At 60.9% G+C, this 15,981-nt stretch carries 14 protein-coding genes; 6 read left to right on the plus strand and 8 right to left on the minus strand.

What is annotated here, in order from left to right; translation table 11 throughout:
- Nucleotides 1-90: 90 nt before the first annotated feature.
- The 3 genes from HX790_RS19085 to HX790_RS19095 are packed head-to-tail and all read right to left on the minus strand — an operon-like array spanning nucleotide 91 to nucleotide 2,349.
- Entirely contained in the window at nucleotides 91-501 is a 411-nt protein-coding gene (locus HX790_RS19085; protein ID WP_017135357.1) for an SRPBCC family protein, read from the minus strand.
- Between the two features lie 28 nt (nucleotides 502-529).
- Nucleotides 530-1,327, minus strand: a complete 798-nt coding sequence (locus HX790_RS19090) for an SDR family NAD(P)-dependent oxidoreductase (RefSeq protein ID WP_138452549.1) — start codon at nucleotides 1,325-1,327, stop codon at nucleotides 530-532.
- A gap of 17 nt (nucleotides 1,328-1,344) precedes the next feature.
- Nucleotides 1,345-2,349: an aldo/keto reductase gene (locus HX790_RS19095; protein WP_017135355.1), complete on the minus strand. Its 1,005-nt coding sequence runs from the start codon at nucleotides 2,347-2,349 to the stop codon at nucleotides 1,345-1,347.
- 114 nt (nucleotides 2,350-2,463) lie between these two features.
- Here HX790_RS19095 and HX790_RS19100 point away from each other — a divergent pair, with 114 nt between their 5' ends.
- On the plus strand, nucleotides 2,464-3,354 hold the full coding sequence (locus tag HX790_RS19100) for a LysR substrate-binding domain-containing protein (RefSeq protein ID WP_017135354.1): 891 nt from the start codon (nucleotides 2,464-2,466) through the stop codon (nucleotides 3,352-3,354).
- Nucleotides 3,355-3,470: 116 nt separating this feature from the next.
- Here HX790_RS19100 and HX790_RS19105 read toward each other — a convergent pair whose 3' ends face one another.
- The 3 genes from HX790_RS19105 to HX790_RS19115 are packed head-to-tail and all read right to left on the minus strand — an operon-like array spanning nucleotide 3,471 to nucleotide 7,230.
- Complete coding sequence (locus HX790_RS19105; protein WP_017135353.1) at nucleotides 3,471-4,763, minus strand: FAD-binding oxidoreductase; 1,293 nt, start codon at nucleotides 4,761-4,763, stop codon at nucleotides 3,471-3,473.
- Nucleotides 4,760-5,848 carry a polyamine ABC transporter substrate-binding protein gene (locus HX790_RS19110; RefSeq protein WP_169987705.1) on the minus strand — a complete coding sequence of 363 codons (1,089 nt, stop codon included), beginning with the start codon at nucleotides 5,846-5,848 and terminating at the stop codon, nucleotides 4,760-4,762. The genes HX790_RS19105 and HX790_RS19110 overlap by 4 nt, the downstream gene beginning before the upstream one ends.
- 23 nt (nucleotides 5,849-5,871) lie before the next feature.
- A complete protein-coding gene (locus tag HX790_RS19115; RefSeq protein WP_017135352.1) occupies nucleotides 5,872-7,230 on the minus strand; it encodes a glutamine synthetase family protein in 1,359 nt (452 codons plus the stop codon).
- Between the two features lie 139 nt (nucleotides 7,231-7,369).
- Here HX790_RS19115 and HX790_RS19120 point away from each other — a divergent pair, with 139 nt between their 5' ends.
- Nucleotides 7,370-8,266, plus strand: a complete 897-nt coding sequence (locus HX790_RS19120; RefSeq protein ID WP_099550140.1) for a helix-turn-helix domain-containing protein — start codon at nucleotides 7,370-7,372, stop codon at nucleotides 8,264-8,266.
- Between the two features lie 539 nt (nucleotides 8,267-8,805).
- Entirely contained in the window at nucleotides 8,806-10,953 is a 2,148-nt protein-coding gene (locus HX790_RS19125) for a TonB-dependent siderophore receptor (RefSeq protein WP_176991929.1), read from the plus strand.
- Here the strand turns inward: HX790_RS19125 and HX790_RS19130 are convergent.
- Nucleotides 10,943-12,073, minus strand: coding sequence for an MFS transporter (locus HX790_RS19130; RefSeq protein ID WP_176991930.1), 1,131 nt, complete (start codon nucleotides 12,071-12,073; stop codon nucleotides 10,943-10,945). The genes HX790_RS19125 and HX790_RS19130 overlap by 11 nt on opposite strands.
- Nucleotides 12,074-12,172: 99 nt before the next feature.
- Here HX790_RS19130 and HX790_RS19135 point away from each other — a divergent pair, with 99 nt between their 5' ends.
- Nucleotides 12,173-12,943 carry a helix-turn-helix transcriptional regulator gene (locus HX790_RS19135; protein ID WP_176991931.1) on the plus strand — a complete coding sequence of 257 codons (771 nt, stop codon included), beginning with the start codon at nucleotides 12,173-12,175 and terminating at the stop codon, nucleotides 12,941-12,943.
- 19 nt (nucleotides 12,944-12,962) lie between these two features.
- Here the strand turns inward: HX790_RS19135 and HX790_RS19140 are convergent, their stop codons facing one another.
- A complete protein-coding gene (locus tag HX790_RS19140; protein WP_017136655.1) occupies nucleotides 12,963-13,433 on the minus strand; it encodes an Lrp/AsnC family transcriptional regulator in 471 nt (156 codons plus the stop codon).
- Nucleotides 13,434-13,556: 123 nt separating this feature from the next.
- On the opposite strand from HX790_RS19140, the gene HX790_RS19145 reads away from it, so the two are divergent.
- Nucleotides 13,557-14,801: a methionine gamma-lyase gene (locus HX790_RS19145; protein ID WP_176991932.1), complete on the plus strand. Its 1,245-nt coding sequence runs from the start codon at nucleotides 13,557-13,559 to the stop codon at nucleotides 14,799-14,801.
- A gap of 233 nt (nucleotides 14,802-15,034) precedes the next feature.
- Nucleotides 15,035-15,712, plus strand: coding sequence for a LuxR C-terminal-related transcriptional regulator (locus HX790_RS19150; protein ID WP_026013668.1), 678 nt, complete (start codon nucleotides 15,035-15,037; stop codon nucleotides 15,710-15,712).
- The last annotated feature ends 269 nt before the right edge of the window (nucleotides 15,713-15,981 follow it).

A 15,981-nucleotide genomic window follows, 5' to 3' on the forward strand; every position in this document is an offset into this window, starting at 1 on the left:
GATGACGATGTACCCGGCAAATTTGCAGTGCCTGACACTCCGCTATCGCAGGCAAGCCAGCTCCCACATTGAAACGGCTTTGCCAGTTAGTTAGAAGTTGGCGCGCAGCGCTTCGAGGCCGCCGCTGTACACTCCGGTGAACAACTCTTCCACCGCCGCGTCCGTGGTCCCGGCTGCCGGGGTGAACACGCCGGACCAGGTCACTTTCGCCGAGCTGTCGGTGAGCGCCTCAACCTGCAAGGTCGCAAGGTAAGCACTCACCGGAAACGGCGATTGCTCGATGGTGTAGCTGTAGTTGCGTGCCACGTTATCAAAACGCTGCAAACGCTCGACCACCACACCGCCATCTGCGGTTTGCAGGTGGCGCACGCGCCCGCCCTCGCTCGGCTCGCTCTTGACGATAAACGGCAGCCAATCCGGCAGCGCGTTGAAGCCACCGACCAATTGCCAGACCTGATCGGCCGAAACCGGGATTTCAATTACAGAAGAAGCTGTCGCCACACTAAATACTCCAGGAAAAATAAAGACTTCAGATCGCCATGCTGTCGACCACACCACCGTCGACCCGCAGCGCAGCGCCTGTGGTTGCAGAGGACAGCGGTGAAGCAATGTACGCCACCAGGTTCGCCACTTCATCCACATTTGCCGCGCGCTGGATGATCGAGGTCGGCCGTGCGTTACGTACAAATACGTCGGCCTCGTCCCGCGCACTGCGCCCGGACTTTTGTGTGGAGTCCTTGAGCATCTGCTCCAGGCCGTCGGTAAAAGTCGGCCCCGGCAGCACTGCGTTAACCGTCACCCCGGTGCCCGCCAAGCGCTTGGCCAGGCCATGGGAAACCGCGAGGTTGGCGCTTTTGGTCACGCCGTAGTTGATCATGTCGGCCGGTGTGGCCACGCCGGACTCCGACGACACGAAGATCACCCGCCCCCAGCCCTGCTCGACCATGCCGGGCGTGTAATGCCGTGCCAGGCGCACGCCGGAGATCACATTGACCTCATAGAAGCGCGTCCACTCGCTGTCGGGCGCATCAAAGAAATCCACATCGTTGAAGATGCCGAGGTTGTTGACCAGGATGTCGGCACGCGGTTCGGCGGCGAACAGTTTCGCGGCGCCTTCGGCGGTGCCAAGATCCGCCACCAGCCCGCGCAGATCAGCGCCCGGCACCGCCTGGCGAATGCTTGCCAGCGCATCGTCGACCTTGCCCGATTCGCGCCCGATCACCACCACGGTGGCACCGCAGGCGGCCAGCGCCTGGCTGATGCCCAGGCCAATACCGGCGGTGCTGCCGCTGACGATAGCTACTTTGCCGCTTACATCAATGTTCATCGGTGGTACTCCTGAAGTTAGAGCGGCAGAGGCGCACGGGCCGAAATCAACCGGGCCTCGCGCAGCGCCTGCCAGAAGGCTGCCGGGATCTTCTCTGACAACGCCGCAACGTCTTCGGCAATCCGCCCCGGACGACTGGCACCTGGAATCACCGCCGCCACGGCCGGATGCGCCAGGGAAAATTGCAGGGCTGCGGCTTTTATACTTACCCCAAACGCCTGGGCAATCGCCTTGATCTGCTCGACTTTATCGATGATCGCGGGGCTCGCCTGCTGGTATTCGAAGTGCGCGCCACCGGCCAGAATGCCGGAGCTGTAAGGCCCGCCGACGACGATCTCGACATTCTGCGCCAAGGCTGCGTCCATCAAACGCTGCAAGGCACGTTCGTGGTCCAGCAAAGTGTAGCGGCCGGCCAGCAGGAAGCCATCGGGCCGGGCTTCGCTGAGGTCAAGGGTCAACTCGCAGGGTTCAACGCGGTTGACGCCCAGGCCCCAGGCCTTGATCACGCCTTCTTCGCGCAGGCGGGTCAGCACCTTGAAGGCGCCGGTGCGGGCCTGGTTGAAGTAGTCCAGCCATTGGTCGCCGTAAAAGTCCTGGGCGATGTCGTGAATCCACACGATGTCCAGGCGGTCGGTTTGCAGGCGCTCGAGGCTGTCTTCGATGGAACGCAAGGTGGCGTCGGCACTGTAGTCATTGAGCATCTTGTTGGGGCGGCCGTGTTCGAACACGCCGCTTTTTTCGCCGAGGTCGCGGGCGCTTTCTTCAACTTCATCGAGAATCACCCGGCCAACTTTGGTGCTGAGCACGAAGTCATCGCGGTTGTACTGAGACAGCGCCTGGCCCAGGCGGATTTCCGACAGGCCCGAGCCGTAAAAGGGAGCGGTGTCGAAGTAACGCACGCCGTGGCTCCAGGCAGCCTCGACGGTGGCCTGGGCTTCGTCTTCGGCAATTGCGCGGAACATATTGCCCAGCGGTGCGGTGCCGAAGCCCAGCGGGCCGGGCAATTTGTCTTTCAAGCTCATGGTGGGTCCTCAATCGGTTGTGGGTCGCTGTGACCGTTGAGCAGATCCTAGATTGCATAGATCGGACCGTCCAAGACATACTGCGACCAACTTGAGTCCTGAAAGGTCTTACACATGATTGATCTTCGCCAACTGCGCTACTTCGAAGTGGTCGCGGAAGAAGAACACGTCGGCCGTGCCGCCGAGCGCCTGCATATCTCGCAGTCACCGCTGAGCCGCCAGATCGCCCAGCTTGAAGAGCGCCTGGGCCTGACCTTGTTCGAACGCAGCCAGCAGCGCATCCGCCTGACCCGCGATGGCCAGACGTTCCTGGCGGAAACCAAGGCGCTGTTGACCCACGCCAATCGCTTGGAATCCCTGGGCAAACGCCTGGGACGCGGCGAAGAAGGCGGCTTGTGCATCGGCTACATCGAAAACGCCATGCACGCCGGCGTGCTGCCCAATGCGTTGCGCGTATTGAGGGATGACCGGCCTACCGTGCATATCAAGCTGTACAACTTGCCGTCGCTGGAACAGCTCGAAGGCTTGCGTCAACGCAGCCTCGACATTGCCCTGGTCGGCGAGCCACCGGCCACCGATGACCCGGACCTGACGGCGCTGCAGGTGCTGGACGACCCGATGCTGCTGGCGCTGCCGGAACATCATGCATTGGCGCGCCACAGCGAGTTGTTACCCGAGCATCTGGCTGATCAGGAGTGGATCGGCGTGCAACGCAAGCCTGGCGCCAACCCGGCGGATGACTTTGTGGCTGCGTGCATTCGTGCTGGTTTTACGCCGCAAATCCCTATGGAAGCCAGTGAGCCGTTTACCGCCCTGGGGTTGGTGGCCTCGGGTTTGGGTGTGGCGATGGTGCAAAAGGGGCTGAGCCGCAATGCGCCGCCTGGGGTGGTGTTGCGTGAATTGCCATGGCTGACCTACACCACGCCGCTGTGGGCGGCATGGCACCGGGTTAACTTGCGGCCTTTGGTGGAAACGTTCAGGAAGGTGCTGACTGAAAGCCTGTGAAGGCCAGGGCAACGGGTAACCTCATCGCCCCGGACATACTCGGTCCAATGTCAGCCACTCACGCCCTTACCTCAATCTTTCCCCCTCAGGCTCATCCGGTTAAACGCGGCTGCCAGTCAGAGCATTTCCCGCAACCGATACCACAGCATCCCCAACGCCAGCAGCGGCGAGCGCAGGGCCTTGCCGCCGGGGAAGGTCATGTGTGGCACTTGGCTGAAGATATCCAGGCCGTGGCTTGCACCGGCGTGAATGCCTTCGGCAAGCAGGCGCGCGCACCAATGGGTCACGTTCAGGCCATGCCCGGAATAGCCTTGGGCGTAGAACACATTCGGGTAGTGCTTGAGGCGCCCGACCTGGGGAAAGCGGTTGGCGGTGATGCCGATCTTGCCGCCCCACTGGAACTCGATGGCGGTGCCTGCCAACTGCGGGAACACCTTGAGCAACTTGGGCTGCATATACGCGGCAATATCCGCAGGGTCACGCCCCGAGTAATGGCAGGCGCCGCCGAACAGCAGGCGCCGGTCAGCCGAGAGCCGGTAGTAATCGAGCCCGACTTTCTGATCGCACAGGGCGAGGTTTTGCGGAATCAACTGCTGGGCCAATTCGACCGACAGAGGCTCGGTGGCGATGATGTAGCTGCCCGCCGGCAGTACCTTACCGCTCAAGCGCGGTTCCAGTTCCTCCAAGTGCGCGTTACAAGCCAGTACCAGATTAGCCGCGCGCACCGTGCCGCCGGCGCAACGCACCTGCACCGTATCGCCGTGTACAAGCTCCAGCACCTGGGTCTGTTCGAAAATCTTCACCCCGAGCGACTCGGCCACCTGCGCCTCGCCCAGCACCAGGTTCAACGGGTGCAAGTGCCCGGAGCCCATGTCCACCAGGCCGCCAGCGTAGACGCTGGAGCCCACCACCTGCGCCATGTCTTGCGGGCCGACCAGGCGGGTTTCAGGGGCATAACCCAGCGCTGCCAGGCCGGCCTGCTCGCCCTTGAACGCGGCAAACTGCGCCGGGGTGTTGGCCAGTTCGCAAAAGCCCCAACGCAAATCGCAGTCAATATTGTGCTGGGCGATACGCTCGCCCACCAGCGCCACCGAGTCGATCCCGGCGTGCTGCAGGTAACGCACGCCCTCCTCACCCACATACTTGGCGAACCCCGACACATCATGGCCGATACCACGAATCAGTTGCCCGCCATTACGCCCACTGGCGCCCCAGCCGATGCGCCGGGCCTCCAGCAGGATCACCGAGAGCCCGCGCTGGGCCAGTTCGATGGCGGTGTTGACGCCAGTGAACCCGCCGCCTATCACGCACACATCGGCGCTCAGGTCGGCGCCCAGTGACGGGCGCTCCGGCATGGTATTGGCCGAAGCCCGGTAGTAGGACCGGGCGTGGTCATTGGACGGGATCATTTGTTGGTCTTCACTTTGCTCCAGGCGCGGGTCATCAGGCGCATGGTCGCCGGGGTCGGCGTGGTGGAAATATAGAGTTTGTCGAGCACTTCCTGGGACGGGTACACCTCAGGGTTGTTGACCAGCTCCGGCGCCATAAAGGGCTTGGCCGCCGGGTTGGCGTTGGCATAACCGACCGCGGCACTGACCTTGGCGATCACCTCTGGGTCGAGCAAATAATTGATGAAGGCGTGGGCCTCTTTCGGGTTCCCGGCGTCGGCAGGAATCGCCAGCAAGTCGAACCACAGGTTGGAGCCTTCCTTGGGAATCGAGTAGGCGATGTTCACGCCGTTCCTGGCTTCCTTGGCGCGGTTGGCGGCTTGAAATACGTCGCCTGAATAGCCGAAGGCCACGCAGATATCGCCGTTGGCCAGGTCCGAGATGTACTTGGACGAATGGAAGTAGGTGATGTACGGGCGCAACGTCAGCAGCTTGGCTTCGGCCTGTTTGTAGTCCTCGGGGTTTTCGCTGCGCGGGTCTTTGCCCATGTAATTGAGAATCGCCGGGAACAGCTCATCGGCTGAATCGAGAAAAGCCACGCCGCACTCGTGCAGCTTCTTGATGTTCTCGGGCTCAAACAGCACCGCCCATGAGTCGATGTGGTCGATCCCCAGCACTTGCTTGACCTTGTCGACGTTGTAGCCGATGCCGTTGGTGCCCCACAGGTACGGCACCGAGTGCGCGTTGCCGGGGTCGTTTTTCTCCAGCAGCTTGAGCAGTTTGGGGTCGAGGTTCTTGAAGTTGGGCAACTGCGAGCGGTCGAGTTTCAAGAACGCACCGGCTTTTACCTGGCGTGCCAGGAAGTGGTTGGACGGCACCACCACGTCATAGCCGGTGCGCCCGGCGAGCAACTTGCCTTCCAGGGTTTCGTTGGAGTCGAACACGTCATAGATCACCTTGATCCCGGTCTTGGCCTGGAAATCGGCCAAGGTGGTCTCGCCTATGTAGTCGGTCCAGTTATAGACGCTGACCGTCTGGGCGGCCTGGCCGCTGCTGCTGAACGCCGCGACAAGAGCCAGCGGGAGAAGCTTTTTCACAAGACGCATATCGACACCCCTTTATTGGTTTTTTAGACGCTCAACAGCAGGAACTCACGCTCCCAGGAACTGATCACTCGCTTGAAATTCTCGTGCTCGGCGCGCTTGACCGCCACATAGCCACGCACGAACTTATCGCCCAGGTACTGCTTGACCGTGTCGCAGTCCTCCATGCGCGCCAAGGCATCTTCGAGGGTGAACGGCAAGCGCAGGTTGCGGCGCTCATAGGCGCGGCCTTCCACCGGCGCGCTCGGCTCAATTTGCTCGATCATGCCCAGGTAGCCGCACAGCAAGCTCGCGGCAATCGCCAGGTAGGGGTTGGCATCCGCGCCCGGCAGGCGGTTTTCCACGCGCATCGCGTCGGGGCTGGAGGTCGGCACACGCAGGCCGACGGTGCGGTTTTCTTCGCCCCACTCCACGTTGACCGGCGCCGAGGTGTCCGGCAAAAAGCGGCGGAACGAGTTCACGTTCGGCGCGAACATCGGCAGCAGTTTGGGAATGTACTTTTGCAAGCCGCCGATGTGATGCAAGAACAGCTGGCTCATCTTGCCGTCGGCGTCGACGAACACCGGCTTGCCGGTGGCGATCTCCACCACGCTCTGGTGCAGGTGCATGGCGCTGCCCGGTTCGTCGGCCACTGGCTTGGCCATAAAGGTCGCGGCCACGTTGTGCTTGAGCGCGGCTTCACGCAGGGTGCGTTTGAACACGGTGATCTGGTCGGCCAGGTCGAGGGCATCGCCATGGCGGAAGTTGATTTCCATCTGCGCCGGGCCGTCTTCGTGGATCAGCGTGTCAAGGTCCAGACCCTGCAGTTCACACCAGTCATAGACGTCTTCGAACAGCGGGTCGAATTCGTTGGCGGCGTCGATGGAAAACGACTGGCGCCCGGTTTCGGCCCGGCCCGAACGGCCCACCGGGGTTTTCAGCGGCAGGTCCGGGTCTTCGCAGCGCTGGGTCAGGTAGAACTCCATTTCTGGCGCGACAATCGGCTGCCAACCTTTGTCGGTGTACAGTTGCAGGACTTTTTTCAACACGTTACGCGGCGACAACTCGATGGGGTTGCCCTGCTTGTCGAAGGTGTCATGGATCACGATGGCGGTGGGTTCGATCGCCCACGGCACCACGTAAGTGGCGTTGGACACCGGCCGGCAGATCATGTCGATGTCGGCAGGGTCGAGCAGGTCGTAGTAGATATCGTCGTCGACAAAGTCCCCGGTCACCGTTTGCAGCAGCACACTCTCCGGCAGGCGCATGCCTCGCTCATGCAGGAACTTGTTGGTGGGCGCAATTTTGCCGCGTGCGATGCCAGTCAAATCACTGATCACGCACTCGACTTCGGTAATCTTGTGTTCTTTCAGCCAGGCGGACAGCTGATCGAAGGGGGCGTTCATAAGGACCTCGTCATAGGTTGGTTGCACGCGCCGACTTGTACTCCCGGCGCATTGAGGTCTATCTTGGGCCAGCCTTCAAACGGCATCTATCCACTTTGCACGAACCATAACGCACCAATAGAGTGCGCCCAGGTTACCCATGACACAGGCAACAGCTTTGCGCGTACAGGCCTTCACCACCGGTGATGTGGCCGCTCAATGCAGTGCGACACCCGGTTGGGTGCAGCAGTACCAGCAGATGTCCCCAGGGCATTTTGCCGGGCAGATCCGCTACCTCGACCTGCACGGCGTCGAGGTTTACGAAGAGTGCATGAACACTCGCGTGGAGCAGCATTTCAATGCGCCACCGGGCTCCCTGGCGTTCTGTTTCGATGGCAGCGACAACGCGCTGTACATGCTCAATGGCGAGAGCCGCAACACCTGGATCACCCCGGAAAACTACCGCGAAGTCGCGGTGGTATTCGGCCCGCAGTTCGTGCAGCGCCATGGTTTGGATGTGGCGAAACTTGAGGGGTTGTTCATGGCACCGCTGACGTGCCAGCAGAACGCGCTGTTCACCCGATGGCTCAGTGGCACGCTGACACGGCTGTCTGCGCTGACTGACCCTATCAGCCGTGATGCCCTCACCCAGCAATTGCTTGATGACTGCCTGTTTATTCTCGACAACGCTTGTGTGTGCCTGGACCGCAGCTCGTTGCAGCGGCGCAGCGACGAGCGCCTGTTGATGGCGCGTATCGGTGAATGGGCGGCGGATGCGCCGGATGAAACCGCCAACCTGCTGGAACTGGCGCAGATCGCCGGTGTGCCGTTACGCCAATTGCAGCAAGGCTTTAAGACCTACACCGGAATGAGCCCGGCGCAGTGGTTGCGCTTGCGCCGGTTGAACGGGGCGCGGCGTGAGTTGTTGAGCTCGACTCGGGCCACGGTGGCTGAGGTGGCGATGAACTGGTCGTTCTGGCACTTGGGGCGGTTTTCCCAGAGTTATCGGGCGTTGTTTCGGGAGTTGCCCAGTGAGACGCTCAGGCGTTTGGGTTGACGGGTGTTTTTGGTACTGACCTGGGGGCCAAAGGATGTAAGAGCCGCAGCAACAGCAGAGCCATACTCGGTCAAAGGTGGGAGCTGGCTTGCCTGCGATAGCGTCAACTCGGTGTACCTGATGTACCGAGGTGTCTGCATCGCAGGCAAGCCAGCTCCCACAGAAAAGCAGCTCTTCAGTGTATGCAAATCCGCCTTTCGCTTTTGATTCAACCACTCAGGTCGGCTACTAGGCCGCCGTGCTGTAGATTTTGATCTTGATCTGAGGCGCCCCGTTAACCACGGATTCAAGCCGAAGTGCGGGCATGCCGAGCCTAAGCGAGGCACCGAGTGGTGGGGCGAAGACCTTTTGGTTACTTTTGGCTGGGCCGGCATTCCGGGCGTTTGCCAAAAGTGACCCGCTGTAAGAGCGGAACCCTACTCAGCCGTTACCGCAGCAACGGATATGTACACAACACAACCATTCTCAATAACTTGTAAATCCCAGCACATCCCCCTAGCTTATGCGCCCCCCGCCCTGCGCTTTAAGGCCCTACCCCCATGGTTGTGCGTTTTCGTCCCGTCGTTACCTCACGTTTCGCCCTTGGCCTGCTACTCAGCGGCAGCCTGGGCAACAGCATGGCCGCTGAAATCGAACTACCGGCGGTAAACGTCCAGGGCCAGGAAGACTCCGGCTATCGCACCAACAGCGCCTCGGTCGGCGGCTTCAACGAAGCGCCGTTGCTGGACACTCCGGCATCAATCACCGTGATCAACGCCGAACTGATCAAAGACCAGCAGGCGCGGCTGCTCAGCGAAGTGCTACGCAACGACGCCTCGGTAGGCGACAGCTACGCCCCCATCGGCTACTACGAAAACTTCGTGATCCGCGGCTTCTCACTGAACACCGCGAGCAGCTACAAAATCAACGGCCGCACCATCACTGGCGAGCAAAACGTCGCCCTGGAAAACAAGCAGCAGGTCGAAGTGCTCAAGGGCCTGGCGGGTTTGCAAAGCGGTATTTCCGAACCCAGCGGCGTGATCAACTACGTGACAAAACGCCCGGAAGATGTGCGCTCGGTTACCGTGTCCACCGATGACCGAGGCAGCGGTTACATAGCCACCGACGTGGGTGGCTGGTTTGGCAGCGAGCAGCAATTCGGCCTGCGCGCCAACGTCGCCCACGAAGACCTCAATTCGTATGTCGAGCACGCCGATGGCCAGCGCGATTTTGTGTCTCTGGCCTTCGACTGGAACATCAGCCCCGACGCGGTGCTGCAACTGGACGCGGAATACCAGAACAAGCAACAGCGCTCCGTGCCGGGTTATCAACTGCTGGGCGGCACCGAAGTGCCCCATGACGCGTCACCGAAGAAATTGCTGGGGCACCAGAGTGGTTCCCATCAGGTCGGCATCGATTCGCTGAACCTCAATGGCAAGTTTGAATACCGCTTCAGTGATCAGTGGAAAGGCAGCCTCAGTGCCGCCCACAGCAAAGTGGTGATTGATGATTACAGCTCGTTTGCCTGGGGCTGTTACTACGTCGGTAGCTGCAACGCCAACACCTTCAGCCCGGAAGGCGACTACGACGTCTACGACTACCGCAGCCCCGACGACACCCGCCGTGATGATGAAGTACAGGCGGCAATAACAGGCCTGTTCGACACCGGCAGCCTGGGCCATGAACTGACTTTCGGCACCAGCGCGTTTCGCCGGGTGATCGACAAGCGCAAGTCCGTCAACGAATACATCGGCAGCGGTAATATCAACCAAGACGCACCGACCTTCGAGCCTACTGATAAGCCGCTGAACCCAAGCCATCGCAACCTCGACAGCCGTCAGTACGGCCTGTTCGTCACCGACCGCATCCGCTTCAACGAGCAATGGCAAACCATCATTGGTGGGCGCGAAGTGCGTCTGGATGAAAAAGCCTACGATGACCAAGGCAACCAGGCGCGCCACACCCAGCAATACGTATTCCTGCCTCAAGCTTCGTTGATCTATAAACCCGTGGAAAATATCTCGCTGTACACCAGCTACAGCAAGGGCTTGTCATTGGGCGGCACGGCACCGTGGTTTGCCCGAATTCCCGATGAAACCCTGGCCCCAACCGTGTCCCGGCAAATCGAAGCCGGCGTGAAATACGACTGGCACCGCATCAGCTTCGCCGCCGCCGTATTCCAGACCCGCCAGGCCTATCAATACGCAAAACCCGAAGGCCTCGAGTTTATCTACGTCCAACAAGGCGAACAAAAAAACACCGGCCTGGAACTCTCCGCCAACGGCTGGGCCACCGACCGCCTGCAGATCGCCACCAGCGTCGCGGCGATTCGTGCCCGCGTGAACAACAGCGGCACGCCAGACTACGAAGGCCACCAGGCGCTCAACGTCCCCAAACTGCGCGCCAGCCTGTATGCCGATTACGCCCTGCCATGGATGAATGGGCTGGCCGTGTTGGGCGGCGTGCAATACAGCGCCAAGAAGTACGCCGACCGCACCGGCAATGTGCAAGTGGGCGACTACGCCGTAGTGAATGTCGGCAGCCGCTACACCACCAAAATCGACGGCTATGAGACCGTGTTCCGCCTCAGCGTCGATAACCTGTTCGACAAACGCTACTGGCGCGATGCGGGTGAATACCTGGGCGACGACTACCTGTTCCAGGGCGCACCCTTGACCGCGCGCCTGAGTGCTTCGGTTAACTTCTGAGCCTGCGCGGCGCTGCCAGCCACAGCGCCGCCAAACCACAGACCAACAGACTCCAACCCAGGTCCTGGGCCCAGGCGACCAGGGTCAACCCAGCGCCGATCACCAGGTAATACAACAAACCAAACAGCGCGGCGGCAGTGCCCAGACGATCTTGGTAGGCCACCAGCGCGGCCCCCAGCACATTGGGGATGGCCATGCCGAATGCCAGTACCACCAACAGCATCGGCCAGACAAATAACCCGCTGTGTTGCAGCAGCACGACCAGCAAGCCACCCAGCACTGCGACACCGGCGGCGATCAGCACTAATCGCTCGCCGTTTACCCCACGCTTGAGCAGTCGCTTGTTCAGCCACGCACCACACCCGGAGCCCAGCGCCAGCAAGACGCCGCTGTAGCCGAAGTCGGCGGCAGACAAACCCAGCCGCGAAAAGATGAATGGCCCCACGCTGTAATAGCTGAACAGCGCAATATTGAACGCCGCCACCAGCCCCACCGAACGCCAGATCCCGGCATCCCTGAGCAGCAACCGCAACGTCTGGCCCAGCGCGGCCGTCGGCATCGAGGCTGGACGCGTCTCGGGCAACGCCCACACGCACCACGCCCATAAGCTCAGCGAGAGCAGCAACAAACCACTGAGCACACCGCGATAACCGAAGAACTGCACCAGGCTGGCGCCCGTGAACAGGCCCACGGCCGGGCTGGCGGCCAGGGCAATGCCCATCAGCGAAAATACCTGGGCCAATTGCACGCCCTTGAAACGGTCACGCAGCACGGTCTGCGTCACCACCGAACCGACCGCCGCGCCAAACGCCGCCAACGCCTGAGCCAGCAGCAAACCGTTGAAGCTGGTCATGCCCAAGGCCAGCACCGAGGCAGCCACGTACAGAGCCAACCCGGCCAGCATCACCGGCCGCCGCCCCCAACGATCACACAGCCGGCCCCACACCACCACGCCAAAAGCGAACGCCAGGAAATACACCGACAACGTCTGCCCGGCCCGCTCCGGCCCCACCGCAAACGCCCGGCCGATATCTTCCAGCGCTGGGCTGTAGAGCGTTTGGGCCAGTTGCGGGAACATCAGCAAGGCCACGGTCAGTGGCAAAAAAATTCTAATCTTCATTCCCCAACTCCTTTGCTTGAAACAGCGCAAGAAGTGTAAGGACTGTGGATTGGGGTATTATCCAGACTTTGACAATTTACCCATCAAATCGGACAACCTATGGCCTGGCTCACCGCCGACGCCCCTTTCGATCCCGACCACCTGGCAGCGCCGGTCATCGGCATCGCCGCCCTGCTCGGTGATCACGACTCCGGCCTGCACCGCCACCAGCGCGGGCAACTGCTGTTCACGCGCCAAGGCTGCACCCGTATCACCCTGGACAACCAACTGTGCCTGCTGCCGCCTTCGCGCGCCGCGTGGATACCGTGCGGCGTGCCGCATCGCGCGGTGATGCACAAAACCGTGGACTATCGCTCGGTGTATCTGAGCCCGGCACTGGCCGATCAATTGCCTGCACAGGTGGGGGTGATCGAGGTCAGCCCATTGCTTCGCGCAGTCCTGGAACCCATAGCGATGGCGCCCTTCGACACCGATTGGCAAACGGGCCGCTACGCGCATTTGCTGGCGTTGTGCCTGGATGAAATCCAGGCGGCCACCGCACAACCGATGCTCCTGCCCTTGCCCCAGGACAAACGCCTGGCGCCCTTGCTCGCCGATCTGGAAAGGTTACCGCCGACCCTGCAAGCCCTGGAAAAACAGATAGGTGCCAGCACCAAGACCATCGGCCGGATTTTCCTGCGGGAAACCGGCCTTGGCTATCAGCAATGGCGCCAGCAGTGGCGCCTGATGCGGGCCATCGAACTGCTTGCCATCGGACGCAACCAGGGCTATTGCGCGTTCGAGTTGGGCTTTGCCAGCGACAGCGCGTTGATCGCCTTCTTCAAAAGCATGACCGGCAGCACGCCACGCGGGTATTTGAAAGTCGACTGAGGGCGTGCATGAGGCCGCTTCAGCCCGGTAGCGGAATCACCCGTAAAGGCCGCACCGACTTATAGGAAAAACTTGAGTAGATTTCTTTAACACAGGGCAACGTCTGCAACACCTCACGCGCAAACTCGCCAAACGACTCCAGGTCTTTGGCCACCACCTCGAGCAAAAAGTCATAGCGCCCCGACACGTTGTGGCAGGCGACAACTTCGGGAATCTCCAGCAGCCGTTGCTCGAATGCCCGGGCGATTTCCTGGGTGTGGCTTTCCATCATGATGCTGACAAACGCCGTCACGCCATACCCCAGCGCCTTGGGCGACAGAATCGCCTGATAGCCGCTGATCACCCCGCTCTCCTCCAGGTTGCGCACCCGTCGCCAGCACGGCGAGGTGGTCAGGGCGACGCGGTCGGCAAGTTCGGCCACGGTCAAGCGGGCATTACCTTGCAAGGCGTTTAAAAGGGCTTTGTCGGTGCGGTCCAGACTCACGGGCATAACGTGCCTCTATTTGTTGTTTTTGTCGATTATTCGCCCCGAAATCCGGGATTTTCCTGGGTTTTTTGCAATGTTCAACTCTAGTTATGAGCATAGCATTGTAGGAAATAAGGAGCGTCCGATATGAACAACAAAAACAATACATTCGGCTTTTCTACCCGCGCCATCCACCATGGTTACGACCCCAAGGACCATCACGGCGCCCTCGTACCGCCGATCTATTTATCTGCCACCTTCGCGTTCCCCACCGCCGAATATGGCGCTGCCTGTTTTGCCGGGGAAGTCAGCGGCCACTTCTACACACGCATTTCCAACCCGACCCTGGCACTGTTGGAATCACGCATGGCAACCCTGGAAAACGGCGAAGCTGCCGTGGCCTTCAGCTCCGGCATGGGTGCGATTGCCGCAACGTTCTGGACCCTGCTGCGCCCGGGCGATGAAGTGATCGTCAGCCAGACCCTGTATGGCTGCACCTTTGCCCTGCTGCACCATGGCCTTGCTGAGTTCGGCATCCGGGTGCGACACGTCGACCTCACCGACCTGGCCGCCCTGCGCGCGGCATTGTCCCCTGCCACCCGCATGGTCTATTGCGAAACCCCGGCCAACCCCAACCTGCGTCTGGTGGACATCGCCGCCGTGGCCGAGCTGGCGCACCAACAGCCAAATGTCACCGTGGTGGTCGACAACACCTACTGCACCCCCTACCTGCAAAGGCCACTGGAACTGGGGGCCGATGTGGTGGTGCACTCGGCCACCAAGTACCTCAGCGGCCATGGCGATATCACCGCCGGTATCGCCGTGAGCAACCAGGCGCTGGCACAACGTATTCGCCTGCAAGGCCTCAAGGACCTGACCGGCGCGGTGATGTCGCCACAGGACGCATCCTTGCTGATGCGCGGCCTCAAGACCCTGGCCCTGCGCATGGACCGCCATTGCAGCAACGCCCAGGCGGTGGCCGAAGCCTTGCAGGCCCACCCTGCCGTGCAGTGGGTCACTTACCCGGGCCTGCGCTCTTTCCCTCAATACGCCCTGGCGGCGCGGCAGATGAAGCAGTCCGGCGGCATGATCGCGTTTGAACTCAAGGGCGGCATCGACACCGGCCGGCGCTTTATGAATGCCCTCAACCTGTTCACCCGCGCCGTCAGCCTGGGTGACGCCGAGTCGCTCGCCCAGCACCCGGCGAGCATGACCCACTCCACCTACACCCCCGAAGAACGCGCACAACACGGTATCAGCGAAGGCCTGGTGCGCTTGTCGGTCGGGCTTGAGGACATCGCCGACCTGTTGGCCGATATCCACCAGGCCCTGGTCAAATGCACCCGTGCGGCACCGGGCCGCGCCGTGGTGGAAGAACACGCCGTGAAATAGGGCCTACGGTTGAGGTAATCCTTTCCTACAGACGGTGGTCGGACTGGTCCGACCGCCGTTATGCGTTTTTAATCTGTTTTTTTTGCCGATTGGATCCCCATGCATTTCCCTGGCTGTACTAGCATAGGTGCTCGGCGGGTGCATTATCACTGTAGGTTATTCACATTGGTTACCTTGTTAAACCCCGTCGCTATAAGGATGAATACCTGCACTCAACATTCATGGACGAACTGATGAACTCACACCTGTTCCCTCATATAGGCAAGGTCATCGCCAGCACCGGCAGCCGCCATTTCCCGCGCATGCTGCATGACTTGATCCTGACCCAGCTGGCAGTGGACGCTACCCATATCACCCAACTGCAGGTCAGTGCCGAAGGGCACACCCGACGCCGGATCAGCCCGGTCTACACCGACTCGGTGACGGCGCTGGGCGAAGAACAACCCGCTGCCCAATTGCACCTCACACGCCGCAAGGACGATGTGCGTTATGTGTTGTCGGTGTATCGCTCGCATCAGTCGGAAAGTTTTTCGCCACAGGAACGCAGCATGCTGGAGGATTTTTCGACGCTGCTTCTGCCCATGGTCGAGAAACACATCACTGCGATCCAGCCATGTCGCCAGGGCGGATCGCCTGTGGTCGCGGAAAATCAAGGGCTTGAAACCTTGCGTCGGCGCATTGAAGAACGTCTGGTGCAATCGGGGTTGACCTTGTCCAATCGAGAACTGGATGTGTGTGTGGGTTTGCTGGCCGGGCGGACTGCACCGGAGTTGGCGGAGCAGTTGGCGTTGAAGGTCAACACTATTGAAAGCTACCTCAAGCGGGCGGCGATCAAGCTTGGGATCAGCGGGCGGCATTCGTTGTTGCGGTGGATGTATGCGGGTGATGAGGGCGTCGCCACGGCTCTCTAGATCAGGCTGTGGGTTGTCTTTTGGTGGTGTACATATCCGTTGCTGCGGTAACGGCTGCCTATGGTTCCGCTCTTACAGCGGGTCACTTTTGTAGAGAGAGACACAAAAGTAACCAAAAAGTCTTCGCCCCAACACTCGGTGCCTCGCTGTGGCTCGGCATGCCCGCAATCCGCCAGTGATTTGGGGGGCCGCCGCAATGGGCCATCCTTGGCCCAGCGCCGCTAAACCGGCATCCCTGCCGGTTTACCCCCCCAAATCCCTGTCAGATT

Source organism: Pseudomonas sp. IPO3747 (genome assembly GCF_013385245.1).
In the GTDB taxonomy this organism is placed as follows: Bacteria; Pseudomonadota; Gammaproteobacteria; order Pseudomonadales; family Pseudomonadaceae; genus Aquipseudomonas; species Aquipseudomonas edaphica.